Below are 15,047 nucleotides of genomic sequence, written 5' to 3' on the forward strand. Positions count from 1 at the left end.
AAGAAAAAGAAGCCAAACAACTGTCTGTGTTTGTTGCCCCGGGGCTCTCCCCCCCCCCCCCCCCCCCCCCCCCACGATCCCGGCCCCTCTCCCGCCGCCTCACCGGATCGTGACCGTCACGATCCGGTGAGCGCGACCTCCGCCCAGACCGTCTTGCGCGGGAACGGCCCGTCCTCCGTACCCCACCGCACCGACAACGCCTCGACGAGCAACAGCCCGCGCCCGCACTCGGACGTGGGAGACGGCCGCCCCACGACCGGTCGCCGCTCGCCCCGCGCGTCGGACACCTCGATGCGGAGCGTGTCGCCGGACAGGCTCAGGAGAATCCGGAAGTCACGCCCCGGGACGCACCCGTGCAGGGCGGCGTTGGTGGCCAGCTCACCGATGACGAGACTCGCGTCCTCCAGCGGCAGTCCCCAGGAGCGCAGCTGCTCGGCGGCGAGCAGACGGGCGAGGCGGGCGCCCCGGCGGGTGGCGGAGAGCTGGACGACGAACTGTCCGGTGCGTGCACGCGGTTGGGTGATTTTTCGGTTCACGTCACTCAGCGTGGCCGCCCGTACCTACGCTGAGAAGCACTGACACGGGTACGGACCGTCACTGTCCCTGGTGTGTACAGGCCTGTCCCCGTACGTACGGTGCCCGCCGCGCGGGCGCACGGGATGAAGGCGGGACGGCGGATGATCGACGGAACCGAAGAGGACCGGGAGTTCGGCCTGGAGGACGACTCCGGCGCGGTCATCGCGGCCGTGGGCCGGCAGATCAAGCTGTGGCGCGAGGGAGCCGGGTTACGCGCCGCCGAGCTGGGCTCGATCATCGGGTACAGCGAGAACCTGGTCTTCAAGGTCGAGGGCGGACGCCGCATCCCCAAGCCGGAGTTCCTGGACAAGACGGACGATGCCGTCGGGGCGAACGGCAAGATCTCGGCGATGAAGAAGGATGTGGAGGAGGCGCGGTATCCGAGGAAGGTCCGCGACCTGGCGAAGCTGGAGGCGGAGGCGATCGAACTCGGCGCGTATGCCGGGGTGGTCATCCACGGGCTGCTCCAGACCGAGGAGTACGCCCGCGCGCTGTACGCCCAGCGGCGGCCCGCGTACGCCGAGGACGACATCGAGCGCCTGGTGGCCGCCCGGATGGCCCGGCAGGTGGTCTTCGACCGCCGCCCCGCGCCCCTGCTGACCTTTGTCCAGGAAGAGGCGACACTCCGGCGGCGGACCGGGGGCAGAATGGTCCTGCGACGCCAGCTCGAACACCTGCTTGAGCTGAGCCGGTTGCGGCATGTCGAGATCCAGGTCATGCCGATGGACGCGGAGGAGCACGCGGGCCTGGGCGGCTCGCACCGCATCCTTAAGCTCAAGGACGGAAAGACCGTCGGGCACAACGAGGTTCAGCTCATCAGCGGGCTGATCACCGATCCGAGGCAGGTGCAGATCCTGGAGATGCGCTACAACCTGCTCCGGTCGCAGGCCCTCACGCCCCGGCTGTCGCGGGAATTCATCGAGAAACTGCTGGGAGAGACATGAGCGCCACCGAGCTGACCTGGTTCAAGAGCAGCTACAGCACCAACGACGGCCCGGACTGCGTCGAGGTCGCCGCCGCACCCACCACCATCCACGTCCGCGACTCCAAGCAACTCCCCACGGGCGGCCCCCGCCTCGGTTTCACCCCGGCCGCCTGGGCGGACTTCGTCACCTACGCCTCGGAGGCCTGAGCGGCGGCCGTACCGCCGGTCGCCCGGGTCGAGAACGCGCCCGCCTCATGCTCGACGTCGGCGACGAGGGGCAGGCGCTCGCGTTCCACCACGGACCGCCCAGCATGGAACCGGTCCGGGTGGAGGGGGCCCTGTCTCGCCCTTCGAGGCCCGGGGATCGGCCGCCTCGGTCCGCGTCCTCGCCCCGGACGGCACCACGATCCAGCCGTGCTGGTGCCCCCCAGGACGCGTGGGGCGACGCCGGGCCGCGGCCCGCTGCGGCCCGGCCTCCTCCGTCAGGCGGGGCGGCGGCTCGCCTGACGGCCCGAGGAGCTGGGCCCGGAACGGCACGGTCGGGCGCGCCGCGGGGCACGGCCAGGACCCGCCCACGGGAATTCGCTGAAACGTTCGACTACTCGGGTCCGTCCGGCGACGATGATGATGGTCTCGTCCGCCTCCGCTCGCCCCGGCCCGCGCCCGTCCGGCCTAGCCGCGCCACCCCCGCGGCTCCGCCCCCGCCCCGCCGCGCCACCCACGTGACCGACCCCACCCCCCACTCCGTTGAAACTGCCGCAACAATGAAGGGTGATCACTTCGCCCGCACGGAGCCCGCAGCGCCGCACCGAGCATGCGCCCACCCCCTACGTCGAGCTCTCGCGCGACGAGTGGAGCGCCCTGCGGGACAAGACGCCGCTGCCGCTGACCGCCGACGAGGTGGAGCGGCTGCGGGGGCTCGGGGACGTCATCGACCTGGACGAGGTACGGGACGTCTATCTGCCGCTCTCCCGGCTGCTCAACCTGTACGTCCAGGCCACCTCCGGGCTGCGCGGCGCGCTGAACACCTTCCTCGGGGACGCCGGGAACGGCCACGGGGAGCAGCGCGGCACCCCGTTCGTCATAGGGGTCGCGGGCAGTGTCGCCGTGGGCAAGTCCACCAGCGCCCGCATCCTCCAGGCGCTGCTGGCCCGCTGGCCGGAGCACCCGCGGGTGGAGCTGGTGACCACGGACGGGTTCCTGCTGCCGATGAAGGAGTTGCGGGCGCGCGGACTGACCTCGCGCAAAGGGTTCCCCGAGTCGTACGACCGGCGGGCGCTGACCCGGTTCGTCGCGGACATCAAGGCGGGCAAGGACGAGGTGACCGCGCCCGTCTACTCGCACCTGATCTACGACATCGTCCCCGGTGAGCGGCTCACCGTCCGCCGCCCGGACATCCTCATCGTGGAGGGGCTCAACGTCCTCCAGCCCGCCCTGCCGGGCCGGGACGGCCGGACCAGGGTCGGGCTGGCGGACTACTTCGACTTCAGCGTGTACGTGGACGCGCGCGCCGACGACATCGAGAGCTGGTACCTGAGCCGCTTCCGCAAGCTGCGCGCCACGGCGTTCCAGGACCCGTCCTCGTACTTCCGCAAGTACACCCAGGTCTCCGAGGAGGAGGCGCTGGAGTACGCGCGGACCATGTGGCGGACGATCAACAAGCCGAACCTGCTGGAGAACGTGGCTCCGACACGCGGCCGTGCCACCCTGGTCCTCCGCAAGGGGCCGGACCACAAGGTCCAGAAGCTCTCCCTGCGCAAGCTCTGACGCTTCCGGGGAGGGGGTGCCGCGTGCCGCATCGTCCTCGCCGGCCCCCTGACGCCGCTGCTCCGGAGGGCGCTGCGGCGGGCCCGGCGCACGCGGAAGCCCCCGACGGGCACGCCGGGGGCTTCGGTGGACGGATCGTCCGTACGCCGGTGAGGCGGCGGGCTCAGCCCAGCGCGGACTTCACCACATCGGCCAGCCGACCCGCGACGGCACGCGCCTGCTCGATGTCGGCGGCCTCGACCATCACCCGTACCACCGGCTCCGTGCCCGACTGGCGCAGCAGGACGCGGCCGGTGGAGCCCAGCTCCCGCTCCGCCTCGACGACGGCGGTGGCCAGCTCGGAGGAGGTGTTCACCCGGGACTTGTCGACGTCGGGCACGTTGATGAGGACCTGCGGCAGCCGCTGCATGACCCCGGCCAGCTCCGCCAGGCTCCGGCCGGTGGCGGCGACGCGGGCCGCGAGCATCAGCCCGGTCAGGGTGCCGTCGCCGGTCGTGGCGTGGTCCAGGACGATGACGTGGCCGGACTGCTCACCGCCGAGCGCGAAGCCCTCGGCCTTCATCGACTCCAGGACGTAGCGGTCACCCACCGCCGTCTGGACGAGCCGGATGCCCTCGCGCTCCATGGCGATCTTGAAGCCGAGGTTCGACATCACGGTGCCGACGACCGTGTTCTTGCGCAGCTGCCCGGCCTCGCTCATGGCCACGGCCAGGACGGCGAGGATCTGGTCGCCGTCGACCTCCTCGCCCGCCCCGTCCACGGCGAGGCAGCGGTCGGCGTCGCCGTCGTGGGCGATGCCGAGGTCGGCGCCGTGCTCGACGACGGCGGCGCGCAGCAGCGCCAGGTGGGTGGAGCCGCAGCCGTCGTTGATGTTCAGGCCGTCCGGCTCGGCGCCGATGGTGACGACCTCGGCCCCGGCGCGGGCGAACGCCTCGGGCGAGACCCGGGCGGCGGCGCCGTGCGCCTCGTCCAGGACCACCTTCAGCCCGTCGAGCCGGTTGGGGAGGACGCCGATGAGGTGGGCGACGTAACGGTCGAAGCCCTCGGTGTAGTCGGTGACCCGGCCGACGCCCGCGCCGGTCGGGCGGTTCCACGGCTCACCGGTGCGGTGCTGCTCGTAGACCGCCTCGATCCGGTCCTCCAGCTCGTCGGCGAGCTTGTGGCCTCCGCGCGCGAAGAACTTGACGCCGTTGTCCGGCATGGCGTTGTGGCTGGCGGAGAGCATGACACCGATGTCGGCGCCGAGCGCGCCCGTGAGGTACGCGACGGCCGGCGTCGGCAGCACGCCGACGCGCAGGACGTCCACGCCCGCGCTGGCCAGTCCGGCCACGACGGCGGCTTCCAGGAACTCTCCGGACGCCCGGGGGTCGCGGCCGACCACGGCGGTCGGGCGATGACCCTCGAAGGTGCCCGCCTCGGCGAGTACGTGCGCCGCCGCGACCGAGAGCCCGAGCGCCAGCTCGGCCGTCAGATCAGCGTTGGCGACACCGCGCACTCCGTCCGTACCGAAGAGTCGTCCCACTGGTGTCCTCCGAAGTGCTCAGAACCACAGAAATCAAAGCAAAGCGAAACTCAACAACCACAACTGCAAGAACCGCGAAGCGGCTGGGCGTGCCGCATGAGACAACCCGCGCGGGTGAGGGTCGGCATGGGGGGCCGATGAACGTCTCATGCCGTTATACGCCTGCGGGGCCCGATAGACGAACGCCCCAGCAGCACGGAGTGTGCCGCCGGGGCGTACGTGTGGTGCAGACGGAGCAGGCGATATTTAGCGCTTGCTGTACTGCGGGGCCTTGCGGGCCTTCTTGAGACCGGCCTTCTTGCGCTCGACCGCACGGTCGTCGCGGGAGAGGAAGCCGGCCTTCTTCAGGGTCGGGCGGTTGTTGTCCACGTCCGCCTCGTTCAGCGCGCGGGCCACGCCGAGGCGCAGGGCGCCGGCCTGGCCGGAGACGCCGCCACCCGAGATACGGGCGATGACGTCGTAGCGGCCGTCGAGCTCGAGCACCTTGAAGGGCTCGTTGACTTCCTGCTGGTGCACCTTGTTGGGGAAGTAGTCCTCAAGGGTGCGACCGTTGATCTTCCACTTGCCGGTGCCCGGAACGATCCGGACGCGGGCGATGGCGTTCTTGCGACGGCCCAGGCCGGCGGCGGGCTGCGGGTCACCGAAGCGGCCCGCGAGGGACTCGCTGGTGTACTCGCCCTCGACGGGAACCTCGGACTCGAAGGTGGTCACCTCGGCGAAGGTCTCCTCGCCCTCGGTGCCCTCGACGGGGTTCTCAACAGTGGTCTCGGCCACGATTCTCCTCAGATCTTTCTGTACGTCTTAGGGGATGGCCGGAACTACTGCGCGACCTGGGTGATCTCGAACGGGACCGGCTGCTGCGCAGCGTGCGGGTGCTGGTCGCCCGCGTAGACCTTGAGCTTCGAGAGCATCTGACGGCCCAGGGTGTTCTTGGGGATCATGCCCTTGATGGCCTTCTCGACGGCCTTCTCGGGGTTCTTCGCGAGAAGCTCGTCGTAGCGCACCGAACGGAGACCGCCCGGGAAGCCCGAGTGGCGGTACGCCATCTTCTGGGTCTTCTTGTTACCCGACAGGTGGACCTTGTCGGCGTTGATGATGATGACGAAGTCGCCCATGTCCATGTGGGGGGCGTAGATCGCCTTGTGCTTGCCTCGGAGGAGGTTGGCAGCCGTGGTGGCCAGACGACCCAGGACGATGTCCTGAGCGTCGATGATGTGCCACTGGCGAGTGACATCGCCGGGCTTGGGGCTGTACGTACGCACTTCGTAGCCTTCGCTTCTTCAGTGGATGAGGTCCAGACACATGGCACCCCTGAAGCGATCATGCAGCTGGGGCTCACAATGCCGGGAACGCTGCCCGTATGCGAGCCACTGGTAACTGCTCCAGAGAACCTACGTATGGGCCCTGAGCGCCACAGGGGCACGGCCGATACGCATAACAAAGAGGAAGCCTACCGTCGACCCCCCACAGGGGTCAAAACTCCCCCGCCCACCTCCGGCCAGGCCACGCCTCTCCAGCACCGCCGACGTTCGAGGCGACCCTTCCAGCCCCGCCGGCGATTGAGGCGATCCATCCAGCCCCGCCGGCGTTCGAGGCGATCCATCCAGCCCCGCCGGCGTTCGAGGCGATCCATCCAGCCCCGCCGGCGATTGAGGCGATCCATCCAGCCCCGCCGGCGTTCGAGGCGATCCATCCAGCCCCGCCGGCGTTCAAAGCGACCCTTCCAGCCCCGCCGGCGATTGAGGCGCGGGGGCCCGGGGGCAGCGCCCCCGCGACGGCGCCGCACGGCACGACGCACCGCACCGCACCGCACCGGCCGCGAGGCCCACCGCCCCCGCCGACCGCCAAGGTCACCGCACGCGGTCCACCCGCCGCTCGTCCCACACCGGCTCCGCCGTCTCCCGTACGACCCCGTCCGACCCGAAGACCAGATACCGGTCGAAGGACTTGGCGAACCACCGGTCGTGCGTGACGGCCATCACCGTGCCGTCGTACGACTCAAGACCGTCCTGCAACGCCTCCGCCGACTCCAGGTCCAGGTTGTCCGTCGGCTCGTCCAGCAGCAGCGCGGTCGTCCCCGCCAGCTCCAGCAGCAGGATCTGGAACCGCGCCTGCTGCCCGCCGGACAGCCGCTCGAACGCCTGGTCCCCCTGCCGCTCCAGCTCGTACCGCCGCAGCACTCCCATCGCCCCGCCCCGGTCCTTGGCGTGCTCGGACCAGAGGATGTCCACCAGGGTCTTCCCCAGCAGCTCCGGGTGCGCGTGGGTCTGCGCGAAGTGCCCGGGCACCACCCGCGCCCCGAGCTTCCACTCCCCCGTGTGCGCCACCGGCTCCCCCGCCAGCAGCCGCAGGAAGTGCGATTTGCCCGACCCGTTGGAGCCGAGGACGGCGACCCGTTCCCCGTAGAAGATCTCCAGGTCGAACGGCTTCATCAGCCCGGTCAGCTCCAGACCCTTGCAGGTCACCGCCCGCACCCCGGTCCGCCCGCCGCGCAGCCGCATGCGGATGTCCTGCTCGCGCGGCGGCTCCGGCGGCGGGCCCGCCTCCTCGAACTTCCTGAAGCGGGTCTGCATCGCGTGGTAGCGGTTGGCCATGTCCGGACTGTTCGCCGCCTGCTGCCGCATCCGCAGGACGAGCGCCTTCAGCCGCGCGTGCTCCTCCTGCCAGCGCCGCAGCAGCTCCTCGAACCGCGCGAACCGCTCCTTGCGCGCCTCGTGGTACGTGGCGAAGCCCCCGCCGTGCACCCACACGTCGCTGCCCGCCGGACTCGGCTCGACGCTGACGATCTTCTCGGCGGCCCGGGAGAGCAGCTCGCGGTCGTGGGAGACGAAGAGGACCGTCTTACGGGTCTCCTTGAGCTTCTCCTCCAGCCACCGCTTGCCGGGGACGTCCAGATAGTTGTCCGGCTCGTCCAGGAGCAGCACCTCGTCGGGCCCGCGCAGCAGTGCCTCCAGGACCAGCCGCTTCTGCTCACCGCCGCTGAGCGTACGCACCTCGCGCCACTGCGCCTTCTCGTACGGGACGCCCAGGGCGGCCATGGTGCACATGTCCCAGACGGTCTCGGCCTCGTACCCGCGCGCCTCGGCCCAGTCGCTGAGCGCCTGCGCGTACGCCATCTGCGCGGCTTCGTCGTCGACGGTGAGGATCCTCTCCTCAGCCGCGTCGACCGCCTTCGCCGCCTCCCTGATCCTCGGCTGCGACACCGACACCAGCAGGTCCCGTACGGTCCGCTCGTCCCGCACCGAGCCCACGAACTGCGGCATCACACCGAGCCCGCCGCTCACCGAGACCGTGCCGCCGTGCGGCTGGAGCTCGCCCGCCAGCAGCCGCAGCAAGGTGGTCTTGCCCGCCCCGTTCGCCCCGACGAGGGCGACCACGGCTCCGTCGGCCACCCGGAAGGAGGCGTCGCCGAGCAGCACCCGCCCGTCCGGTAGGTAGTACTCCAGGTGGCCTGCTTCGAGATGTCCCATACCGAGCATTGTCACGGTCCGCGAAGCGATGGCCCAACCGGTTTACGGCTGCGGCCTGCCCGGTTCGCCCGGGCCGCGTCTCCCGTCGAACGGCAGGCTCTAGGATTCGCGCATGAGTTCATGGCAAGGGGGGCCCTCCTGGGGGCCAGGGGACAACGGGACTCCGGACTGGGCCGCGCTCGCCGAGCAGTCCGCCGCGCGCGCCCGCCGCAAGCGGTGGCTGATGATCGGCGGCGGGGTGCTGGCCACCGCGCTCGTCGGCGCGCTCGTGGCCACCGCCGTGGTCACCACGGGTGGCGGCAAGGGGGATCCGGGCAGCAACGCGAGCAAGCTGCCGGCACCGGCCGACCTCCCCGAGGACACGTCGGCGCCCGCGCCCTCCTTCTCGTCGGTGGCGCCGCCGCCCCCGCCGGACCCGAAGGAGTACATATCCAGCGCCGACAAGGACAAGGCGCCGATCACCGTCGACGGCTTCTTCCCCGGTGAGAAGCTCGCCATGGGCGACCGCGTACACATCAAGGGCGCCACGGGCAGCACCACCGACTGCGCGACCGGCACCCAGGGGGCCCTGGGCGCGGTCCTCAAGGGCAACGGCTGCGAGCAGCTCATCCGCGCGACCTACCGCAAGGAAGGGGTGGCCGTCACCGTCGGCATCGCGGTCTTCGACACCGAGGCGCAGGCGAAGAAGACGGTCGACCAGGCCTCGGGCGGCCTCGCCTCCCTCAGCGGCGCGGGCGTCCCGACCTTCTGCCGCGGTGGTACGGTCTGCCGCCGCACCGCCAACTCCTACGGCCGCTACGCCTACTTCACCGTCGGCGGCTTCACCGACGGCACCCGTGTCACCACCCAGGACAAGGACGTCTTCACCGTCGGCGACGACCTGACGAACTTCGTCTTCCGCCAGATCCGCCAGCGCGGCCAGGTCCAGGCCTCCCAGGCCGCGGCGGCACCGGCCTCGTAGGAGACCGGCCCGCGCAACAGGACTGAACGCTGCTCAAGCAGGGATACGGGCGGGGGTCGGCCCCGCCCGTGCAGCCCCGTCGCAGCCGAGGCGTCGACCGCCCGGCCTCAGCCCCTCGACGCCTCGGCACTTCCGCCCCCGACGCCGCGGCCCCTCAGCAGCACCCGGCCGCCCCCGGCAACGTCCGTACGTTCCGGGCCTCCTGGGCGCGCGCGGCCAGCAACGCGTCGGCCGGGTAGGCGACTTCCTCCAACGTCAGCCCGTGCGGCCGCACCACGTGCACCGCGGGGTCGCGCACCTTCGCCGCCAGCACCTCGGCGGGCCAGGAGGGCGGGCGCCGCCCGTCGCCCACGAAGAGCGCCGCCCCGATCAGCGCCCGCACCATGTTGTGGCAGAACGCGTCCGCCTGCACGGTCGCGGTGAGGACTCCGGAGCCCGGGTCCCGTACCCAACTCAGCTTCTGGAGCGTCCGGATGGTGGTCGCACCCTCGCGCTTCTTGCAGTACGCGGCGAAGTCGTGCTCGCCCACCATCAGGGCGGCCGCCTCGTTCATCGCGTCCACGTCCAACGGCCGGTCGTGCCACAGCACATGACCGCGCGTCAGCGGGTCCACCCCGCCGGGCCGATCGCCCACCCGGTAGGCGTAACGCCGCCAGAGCGCGGAGAACCGGGCGTTGAACCCCGTCGGTGCGGGGGCCGCGCGCCAGATCCGCACGTCCTGCGGAAGCCGCCCCGCCAGCCGCCGCAGCAGCTTCTCCTCGTGCTCCGCCCACACCGCCTCCGGCAGGTCCACATGGGCCACCTGCCCCCGCGCGTGCACCCCGGCGTCCGTGCGGCCCGCCACCGTCAGGTCGTACGTCACCGCCGACCGGGTCACGGTCCGCAGCGCGTCCTCGATCTCGCCCTGCACCGTGCGCCGGCCGGTCTGCTTCGCCCAGCCGGAGAAGTCCTTGCCGTCGTAGGCCAGGTCCAGCCGCACCCGTACGAACCCGGGCTCAGCCCCGTCACTCACCGTGTCTCCCTCTCCCCACCCCTGGTCAGCGAAACGGGCCCGCACCGCCCCGAAGGGTGATGCGGGCCCGTCCCGTGGTCCTCAGGACGCTCAGGCGTCCTTCGACTCCTCGTCGGCCTTCTCGACCGGCTTGGCGTCCTCGACGGCCTCGGTGGACTCGGCCGCGGGGGCCTCCTCCTTCTTGAGGGCGTCTTCCTTGACCGCGCGCTTCGTGGCGGCCTCGGCCTCACCGGTGGCCTGCTGGGCCACGGTCAGCGCCTCGACCAGCTCGATGACGGCCATCGGGGCGTTGTCGCCACGACGGTTGCCGATCTTGGTGATACGGGTGTAACCACCGGGGCGGTTCTCGTACCGGGGAGCGATCTCGGTGAAGAGCGTGTGGACGACGCTCTTGTCCGTGATCGTCTGGAGCACCAGGCGACGGTTGTGGATGTCGCCCTTCTTCGCCTTGGTGACGAGGCGCTCGGCGACGGGGCGCAGACGGCGGGCCTTGGCCTCGGTCGTCGTGATGCGGCCGTGCTCGAACAGCGACTTCGCCAGGTTCGCGAGAAGCAGCTTCTCGTGAGCGGCGCTACCGCCGAAACGGGCTCCCTTGGTGGGACGCGGCATGGTGATTCTCCTTGTGTGCTGCACCGGCCGTATCAGGTACCGGTGTCAGTTCCCGTCAGGCGGACGCCTCACGGAAGTCATAGCTGCCGGACATCGATCCCGTCCGGCGATTGAGGACAAAGCCTCAGCCCCGGCCCGGGGCACCCTCACATCCGGGCACCCCAGCCGGGAGGCGACTCAGTACTGCTCGGTCTCCACGAAACCGGCGTCCGCGTCGTCGTCGGCACCGAAGGCGTCGGCGGCGGCGGTCGGGTCGAAGCCGGGAGGCGAGTCCTTCAGCGCGAGGCCCATACCGGCCAGCTTCGCCTTGACCTCGTCGATCGACTTGGCACCGAAGTTGCGGATGTCGAGCAGGTCCGCCTCGGAGCGGGCCACCAGCTCGCCCACCGAGTGGATGCCCTCGCGCTTGAGGCAGTTGTACGAGCGGACGGTCAGCTCCAGCTCCTCGATCGGCAGAGCCAGATCGGCGGCGAGAGCGGCGTCCGTCGGGGACGGGCCCATGTCGATGCCCTCGGCGTCGATGTTGAGCTCGCGCGCCAGACCGAAGAGCTCGACCAGGGTCTTGCCGGCCGACGCCATGGCGTCACGGGGACGCATGGCCTGCTTGGTCTCGACGTCGACGATCAGCTTGTCGAAGTCGGTGCGCTGCTCGACACGGGTCGCCTCGACCTTGTACGTGACCTTGAGCACCGGCGAGTAGATGGAGTCGACCGGGATCCGGCCGATCTCCTGGCCCACCTGCTTGTTCTGGACGGCGGAGACGTAACCGCGACCGCGCTCGACGGTCAGCTCCATCTCCAGCTTGCCCTTGCCGTTGAGCGTGGCGAGGACGAGGTCGGGGTTGTGCACCTCGACACCGGCCGGGGGCGCGATGTCGGCGGCGGTGACCAGACCCGGGCCCTGCTTGCGCAGGTACATCACGACGGGCTCGTCGTGCTCCGAGGAGACGACCAGCTGCTTGATGTTGAGGATGAGGTCGGTGACGTCCTCCTTGACGCCCGGCACGGTGGTGAACTCGTGCAGGACACCGTCGATCCGGATGCTGGTGACAGCGGCACCGGGGATCGAGGAGAGGAGGGTGCGGCGCAGGGAGTTGCCGAGGGTGTAGCCGAAGCCCGGCTCCAGCGGCTCGATCACGAACCGGGAGCGGAACTCGTCGACGACCTCTTCGGTCAGCGACGGACGCTGAGCGATAAGCATGGGGTGAGTCCTTCAGTCGTGGGCACCCACTATTTGATGCCCGACAGATGTAACAAGGGTACGGGCGGTACGCCCCTTTCGAGGCGCACCGCCCGGACCCGGCGCTACTGTCGCGCGGCCGTCACCGGCCGCGACGGATCAGACGCGGCGACGCTTCGGCGGACGGCAGCCGTTGTGCGGCGTCGGGGTGACGTCCTGGATCGAGCCGACCTCGAGGCCGGTGGCCTGGAGGGAGCGGATCGCGGTCTCACGGCCGGAGCCGGGACCCTTGACGAAGACGTCGACCTTGCGCATGCCGTGCTCCTGCGCCCGGCGGGCGGCCGACTCGGCGGCCATCTGCGCGGCGAAGGGGGTGGACTTGCGCGAGCCCTTGAAGCCGACGTGGCCGGCGGAGGCCCAGGAGATCACGTTGCCCGAGGGGTCCGTGATCGAGACGATGGTGTTGTTGAACGTGCTCTTGATGTGCGCGTGGCCGTGAGCGACGTTCTTCTTTTCCTTGCGACGCACCTTCTTGGCTGCGCCCTGACGACCCTTGGGGGGCATGTCTTGACTCCAGATGGAGAGGGGAGGTGATCGGTCCTACAGCGAAGACCGCTGGTTGCTGCGCTGCTCCGGCGGGCCGGACTCGCGCAGTGCGTCCGCTGAGGACTACTTCTTGCCCGGCTTCTTCTTACCGGCGATGGCGCGACGCGGGCCCTTGCGGGTACGAGCGTTCGTGCTGGTGCGCTGACCGTGGACCGGCAGACCACGACGGTGCCGGATGCCCTGGTAGCAGCCGATCTCGACCTTGCGGCGGATGTCGGCCTGGATCTCGCGACGGAGGTCACCCTCGGTGCGGAGGTTGGCGTCCACGTACTCGCGGATCTTGACCAGGTCCTCTTCGGCCAGGTCACGAACGCGGGTGTTCGGGTTCACGCCGGTGGTGGCGAGGATCTCCTTGGACCGGGTGCGCCCGATACCGAAGACGTAGGTGAGGGCAACCTCCACGCGCTTTTCGCGCGGGATGTCAACACCTGAAACGCGTGCCATTCAATGGCTCCAGTTGTTAGATCGGGGGTCTTCCACAGTGCCGCTCCCGACCGCCGACCACCCGCTGGGAGTGGTGGTACGTCCGGGTCCCCGGCCCCCGCCGGAGGTGTCGTCAGCCGTGGCTTGGACGGGCACTGCGTATGTACGTGATTACGTGCGTCGCGCGAAGAACTGCGAGATGCAGGCGGTCGTGCGTCAGCCCTGGCGCTGCTTGTGGCGCAGGTTGTCGCAGATGACCATGACCCGACCGTGGCGGCGGATCACCTTGCACTTGTCGCAGATCTTCTTGACGCTCGGCTTGACCTTCATGGGATGTCAGGTTCTCCGGGTCAGTGCCATCACCGCGCCGAAGCGGGGTGGGGGCAAGATCTACTTGTAGCGGTAGACGATCCGGCCACGCGTGAGGTCGTACGGAGAGAGCTCCACCACAACCCGGTCATCGGGGAGGATACGGATGTAGTGCATCCGCATCTTGCCGCTGATGTGCGCCAGGACCTTGTGACCGTTCTGGAGCTCCACCTTGAACATTGCGTTCGGGAGGGACTCGATCACGGTGCCCTCAATCTCGATGGCACCTTGCTTCTTGGCCACGCTTCGCCTTTCGAATCGGCTACCTTGATCGGCTCCCTGCGATCCCTGTCCTACCTGCAGACATACGGATGCACCGGAGCCGACGAGTCAGTCTACGTCAGCGGACCCCAAAAGACGAATCCGTCAAGTTTGCCCACCGCGGGTGATCCTTAGACCTCCCGGAGGGGGTCTCATCACCCGATGGGGTCTCCCCTGGTCCTCAAGACCTTGGGGAAGGGTCCGGCGCCGCCTCGATCCCGGCCCCTTCTCCACGCGGCCCTCGCGGGCTCGGCGCCGGGGGCGCCTCACAGGCTTCGGGCCGCTGCGCCGGACTCCGTCCGCCGGACGGGGTCACCCCAGCGGGTCCGGCGCCGCCTCGATCCCGTACTCCGCGAGCTTCGCCCGGCCGCAGTCCGGGGCGGTCAGGACCAGCGGGCCCTGCTCGGTCAGGGCGATGGAGTGCTCCCAGTGCGAGGACCAGGTGCCGTCCGTCGTGATGACCGTCCAGTCGTCCGCGAGGGTCTCCGTGCGAGCCGTGCCGAGCGAGACCATCGGCTCGATCGCCAGGCAGACGCCCGGGACCAGCTTGATGCCCTTGCCGCGCTTGCGGGAGACGTAGTTCAGCAGATGCGGGTCCATGTGCATCTCGGAGCCGATGCCGTGGCCGCCGAACTCCTCGATGATCCCGTACTTGCCGGTGGCCGGGCGGGGCTGGCGGCGGATGTAGGTCTCGATGGCCCGCGAGATGTCGACGAGCCGGTTGTTCACCTTCATCGCGGCGATCCCGGCCCACATCGACTCCTCGGTCACCCGGGACAGCTCGACCAGCTCCGGAGCGTGGCCCGTGCCGACGAAGGCGGTGTACGCGGCGTCGCCGTGCCAGCCGTCGATGATGGCGCCGGCGTCGATCGAGATGATGTCGCCGTCCTTGAGGACCGTCTTCTCGTCCGGGATGCCGTGGACGACGACCTCGTTGACCGAGGTGCAGATGGTCGCGGGGAACCCGCCGTAACCGAGGAAGTTCGACTTCGCGCCGTGGTCGGCGATCACCTTCCGGGCGACCTGGTCCAGGTCCTTGGTGGTGGCGCCGGGCACGGCGGCCTCGCGGGTGGCCGCGTGAATGGCAGCGACCACCAGCCCCGCCTCGCGCATCTTCGCGATCTGCTCGGGGGTCTTGATCTGCACCATTGCTCGGCGCCTCTCTGCATCGACGGTGACGGGGGTACGGGACGGCTGCGGTGTATCCAACGATACGGGCGCAAACAGTCGGCCGGGGGGGGGGGGGGGGGGGGGGGGGGGGGGGGGGGGGGGGGGGGGGGGGGGGGGGGGGGGGGGGTGGGGGGGGGGGGGGGGGGGGGGAGGGGGGGGAGGGGGGGGGGGGGGGGGGGGGGGGGGGCGGGGCGTGA

The 15,047-nt window shown here is 70.3% G+C and carries 17 protein-coding genes; 4 read left to right on the forward strand and 13 right to left on the reverse strand.

Annotated elements, in window-relative coordinates; all coding sequences use genetic code 11:
* Positions 1 to 116: 116 nt before the first annotated feature.
* A complete protein-coding gene (locus AC0682_RS26345) occupies positions 117 to 536 on the reverse strand; it encodes an ATP-binding protein (protein ID WP_478535512.1) in 420 nt (139 codons plus the stop codon).
* Between the two features lie 141 nt (positions 537 to 677).
* Between AC0682_RS26345 and AC0682_RS26350 the strand changes: the two genes are divergently transcribed.
* The 3 genes from AC0682_RS26350 to coaA all read left to right on the forward strand — a co-directional run bounded on the left by AC0682_RS26350 (position 678) and on the right by coaA (position 3,268).
* Positions 678 to 1,520, forward strand: a complete 843-nt coding sequence (locus tag AC0682_RS26350; protein WP_478535513.1) for a Scr1 family TA system antitoxin-like transcriptional regulator — start codon at positions 678 to 680, stop codon at positions 1,518 to 1,520.
* Positions 1,517 to 1,708: a DUF397 domain-containing protein gene (locus tag AC0682_RS26355; RefSeq protein ID WP_478535514.1), complete on the forward strand. Its 192-nt coding sequence runs from the start codon at positions 1,517 to 1,519 to the stop codon at positions 1,706 to 1,708. The genes AC0682_RS26350 and AC0682_RS26355 overlap by 4 nt, the downstream gene beginning before the upstream one ends.
* 564 nt (positions 1,709 to 2,272) lie before the next feature.
* The gene (coaA, locus tag AC0682_RS26360; protein ID WP_478535515.1) at positions 2,273 to 3,268 is read left to right on the forward strand and encodes a type I pantothenate kinase; all 996 of its coding nucleotides are present in this window, start codon (positions 2,273 to 2,275) and stop codon (positions 3,266 to 3,268) included.
* A 163-nt stretch (positions 3,269 to 3,431) separates the two neighbouring features.
* Here coaA and glmM read toward each other — a convergent pair whose 3' ends face one another.
* From glmM to AC0682_RS26380, 4 genes are all read right to left on the reverse strand, one after another.
* Positions 3,432 to 4,790 carry a phosphoglucosamine mutase gene (glmM, locus tag AC0682_RS26365; RefSeq protein ID WP_478535517.1) on the reverse strand — a complete coding sequence of 453 codons (1,359 nt, stop codon included), beginning with the start codon at positions 4,788 to 4,790 and terminating at the stop codon, positions 3,432 to 3,434.
* Positions 4,791 to 5,036: 246 nt separating this feature from the next.
* Positions 5,037 to 5,564, reverse strand: coding sequence for a 30S ribosomal protein S9 (rpsI, locus tag AC0682_RS26370; protein ID WP_019765158.1), 528 nt, complete (start codon positions 5,562 to 5,564; stop codon positions 5,037 to 5,039).
* Positions 5,565 to 5,608: 44 nt separating this feature from the next.
* The gene (gene rplM / locus AC0682_RS26375) at positions 5,609 to 6,052 is read right to left on the reverse strand and encodes a 50S ribosomal protein L13 (protein ID WP_003966932.1); all 444 of its coding nucleotides are present in this window, start codon (positions 6,050 to 6,052) and stop codon (positions 5,609 to 5,611) included.
* Between the two features lie 588 nt (positions 6,053 to 6,640).
* Positions 6,641 to 8,260: an ABC-F family ATP-binding cassette domain-containing protein gene (locus AC0682_RS26380; protein ID WP_478535519.1), complete on the reverse strand. Its 1,620-nt coding sequence runs from the start codon at positions 8,258 to 8,260 to the stop codon at positions 6,641 to 6,643.
* 112 nt (positions 8,261 to 8,372) lie between these two features.
* Here AC0682_RS26380 and AC0682_RS26385 point away from each other — a divergent pair, with 112 nt between their 5' ends.
* Positions 8,373 to 9,221 carry a hypothetical protein gene (locus AC0682_RS26385; RefSeq protein ID WP_478535520.1) on the forward strand — a complete coding sequence of 283 codons (849 nt, stop codon included), beginning with the start codon at positions 8,373 to 8,375 and terminating at the stop codon, positions 9,219 to 9,221.
* A gap of 154 nt (positions 9,222 to 9,375) precedes the next feature.
* Here AC0682_RS26385 and truA read toward each other — a convergent pair whose 3' ends face one another.
* The 8 genes from truA to map form a co-directional block, all read right to left on the reverse strand.
* The gene (gene truA, locus AC0682_RS26390) at positions 9,376 to 10,233 is read right to left on the reverse strand and encodes a tRNA pseudouridine(38-40) synthase TruA (protein ID WP_478535521.1); all 858 of its coding nucleotides are present in this window, start codon (positions 10,231 to 10,233) and stop codon (positions 9,376 to 9,378) included.
* A 90-nt stretch (positions 10,234 to 10,323) separates the two neighbouring features.
* Entirely contained in the window at positions 10,324 to 10,842 is a 519-nt protein-coding gene (gene rplQ, locus AC0682_RS26395; protein ID WP_018490827.1) for a 50S ribosomal protein L17, read from the reverse strand.
* 177 nt (positions 10,843 to 11,019) lie between these two features.
* Positions 11,020 to 12,042 carry a DNA-directed RNA polymerase subunit alpha gene (locus tag AC0682_RS26400; RefSeq protein WP_003966937.1) on the reverse strand — a complete coding sequence of 341 codons (1,023 nt, stop codon included), beginning with the start codon at positions 12,040 to 12,042 and terminating at the stop codon, positions 11,020 to 11,022.
* A 138-nt stretch (positions 12,043 to 12,180) separates the two neighbouring features.
* Entirely contained in the window at positions 12,181 to 12,585 is a 405-nt protein-coding gene (rpsK, locus tag AC0682_RS26405) for a 30S ribosomal protein S11 (RefSeq protein WP_003956432.1), read from the reverse strand.
* A gap of 105 nt (positions 12,586 to 12,690) precedes the next feature.
* A complete protein-coding gene (gene rpsM / locus AC0682_RS26410) occupies positions 12,691 to 13,071 on the reverse strand; it encodes a 30S ribosomal protein S13 (protein WP_018490826.1) in 381 nt (126 codons plus the stop codon).
* 195 nt (positions 13,072 to 13,266) lie between these two features.
* Complete coding sequence (gene rpmJ, locus AC0682_RS26415) at positions 13,267 to 13,380, reverse strand: 50S ribosomal protein L36 (RefSeq protein WP_003956441.1); 114 nt, start codon at positions 13,378 to 13,380, stop codon at positions 13,267 to 13,269.
* A 60-nt stretch (positions 13,381 to 13,440) separates the two neighbouring features.
* The gene (infA, locus tag AC0682_RS26420; RefSeq protein ID WP_003956442.1) at positions 13,441 to 13,662 is read right to left on the reverse strand and encodes a translation initiation factor IF-1; all 222 of its coding nucleotides are present in this window, start codon (positions 13,660 to 13,662) and stop codon (positions 13,441 to 13,443) included.
* A gap of 330 nt (positions 13,663 to 13,992) precedes the next feature.
* A complete protein-coding gene (gene map, locus AC0682_RS26425; protein WP_254811906.1) occupies positions 13,993 to 14,829 on the reverse strand; it encodes a type I methionyl aminopeptidase in 837 nt (278 codons plus the stop codon).
* Positions 14,830 to 15,047 lie beyond the last annotated feature (218 nt).

Source organism: Streptomyces sp. NPDC043746, from assembly GCF_056436485.1.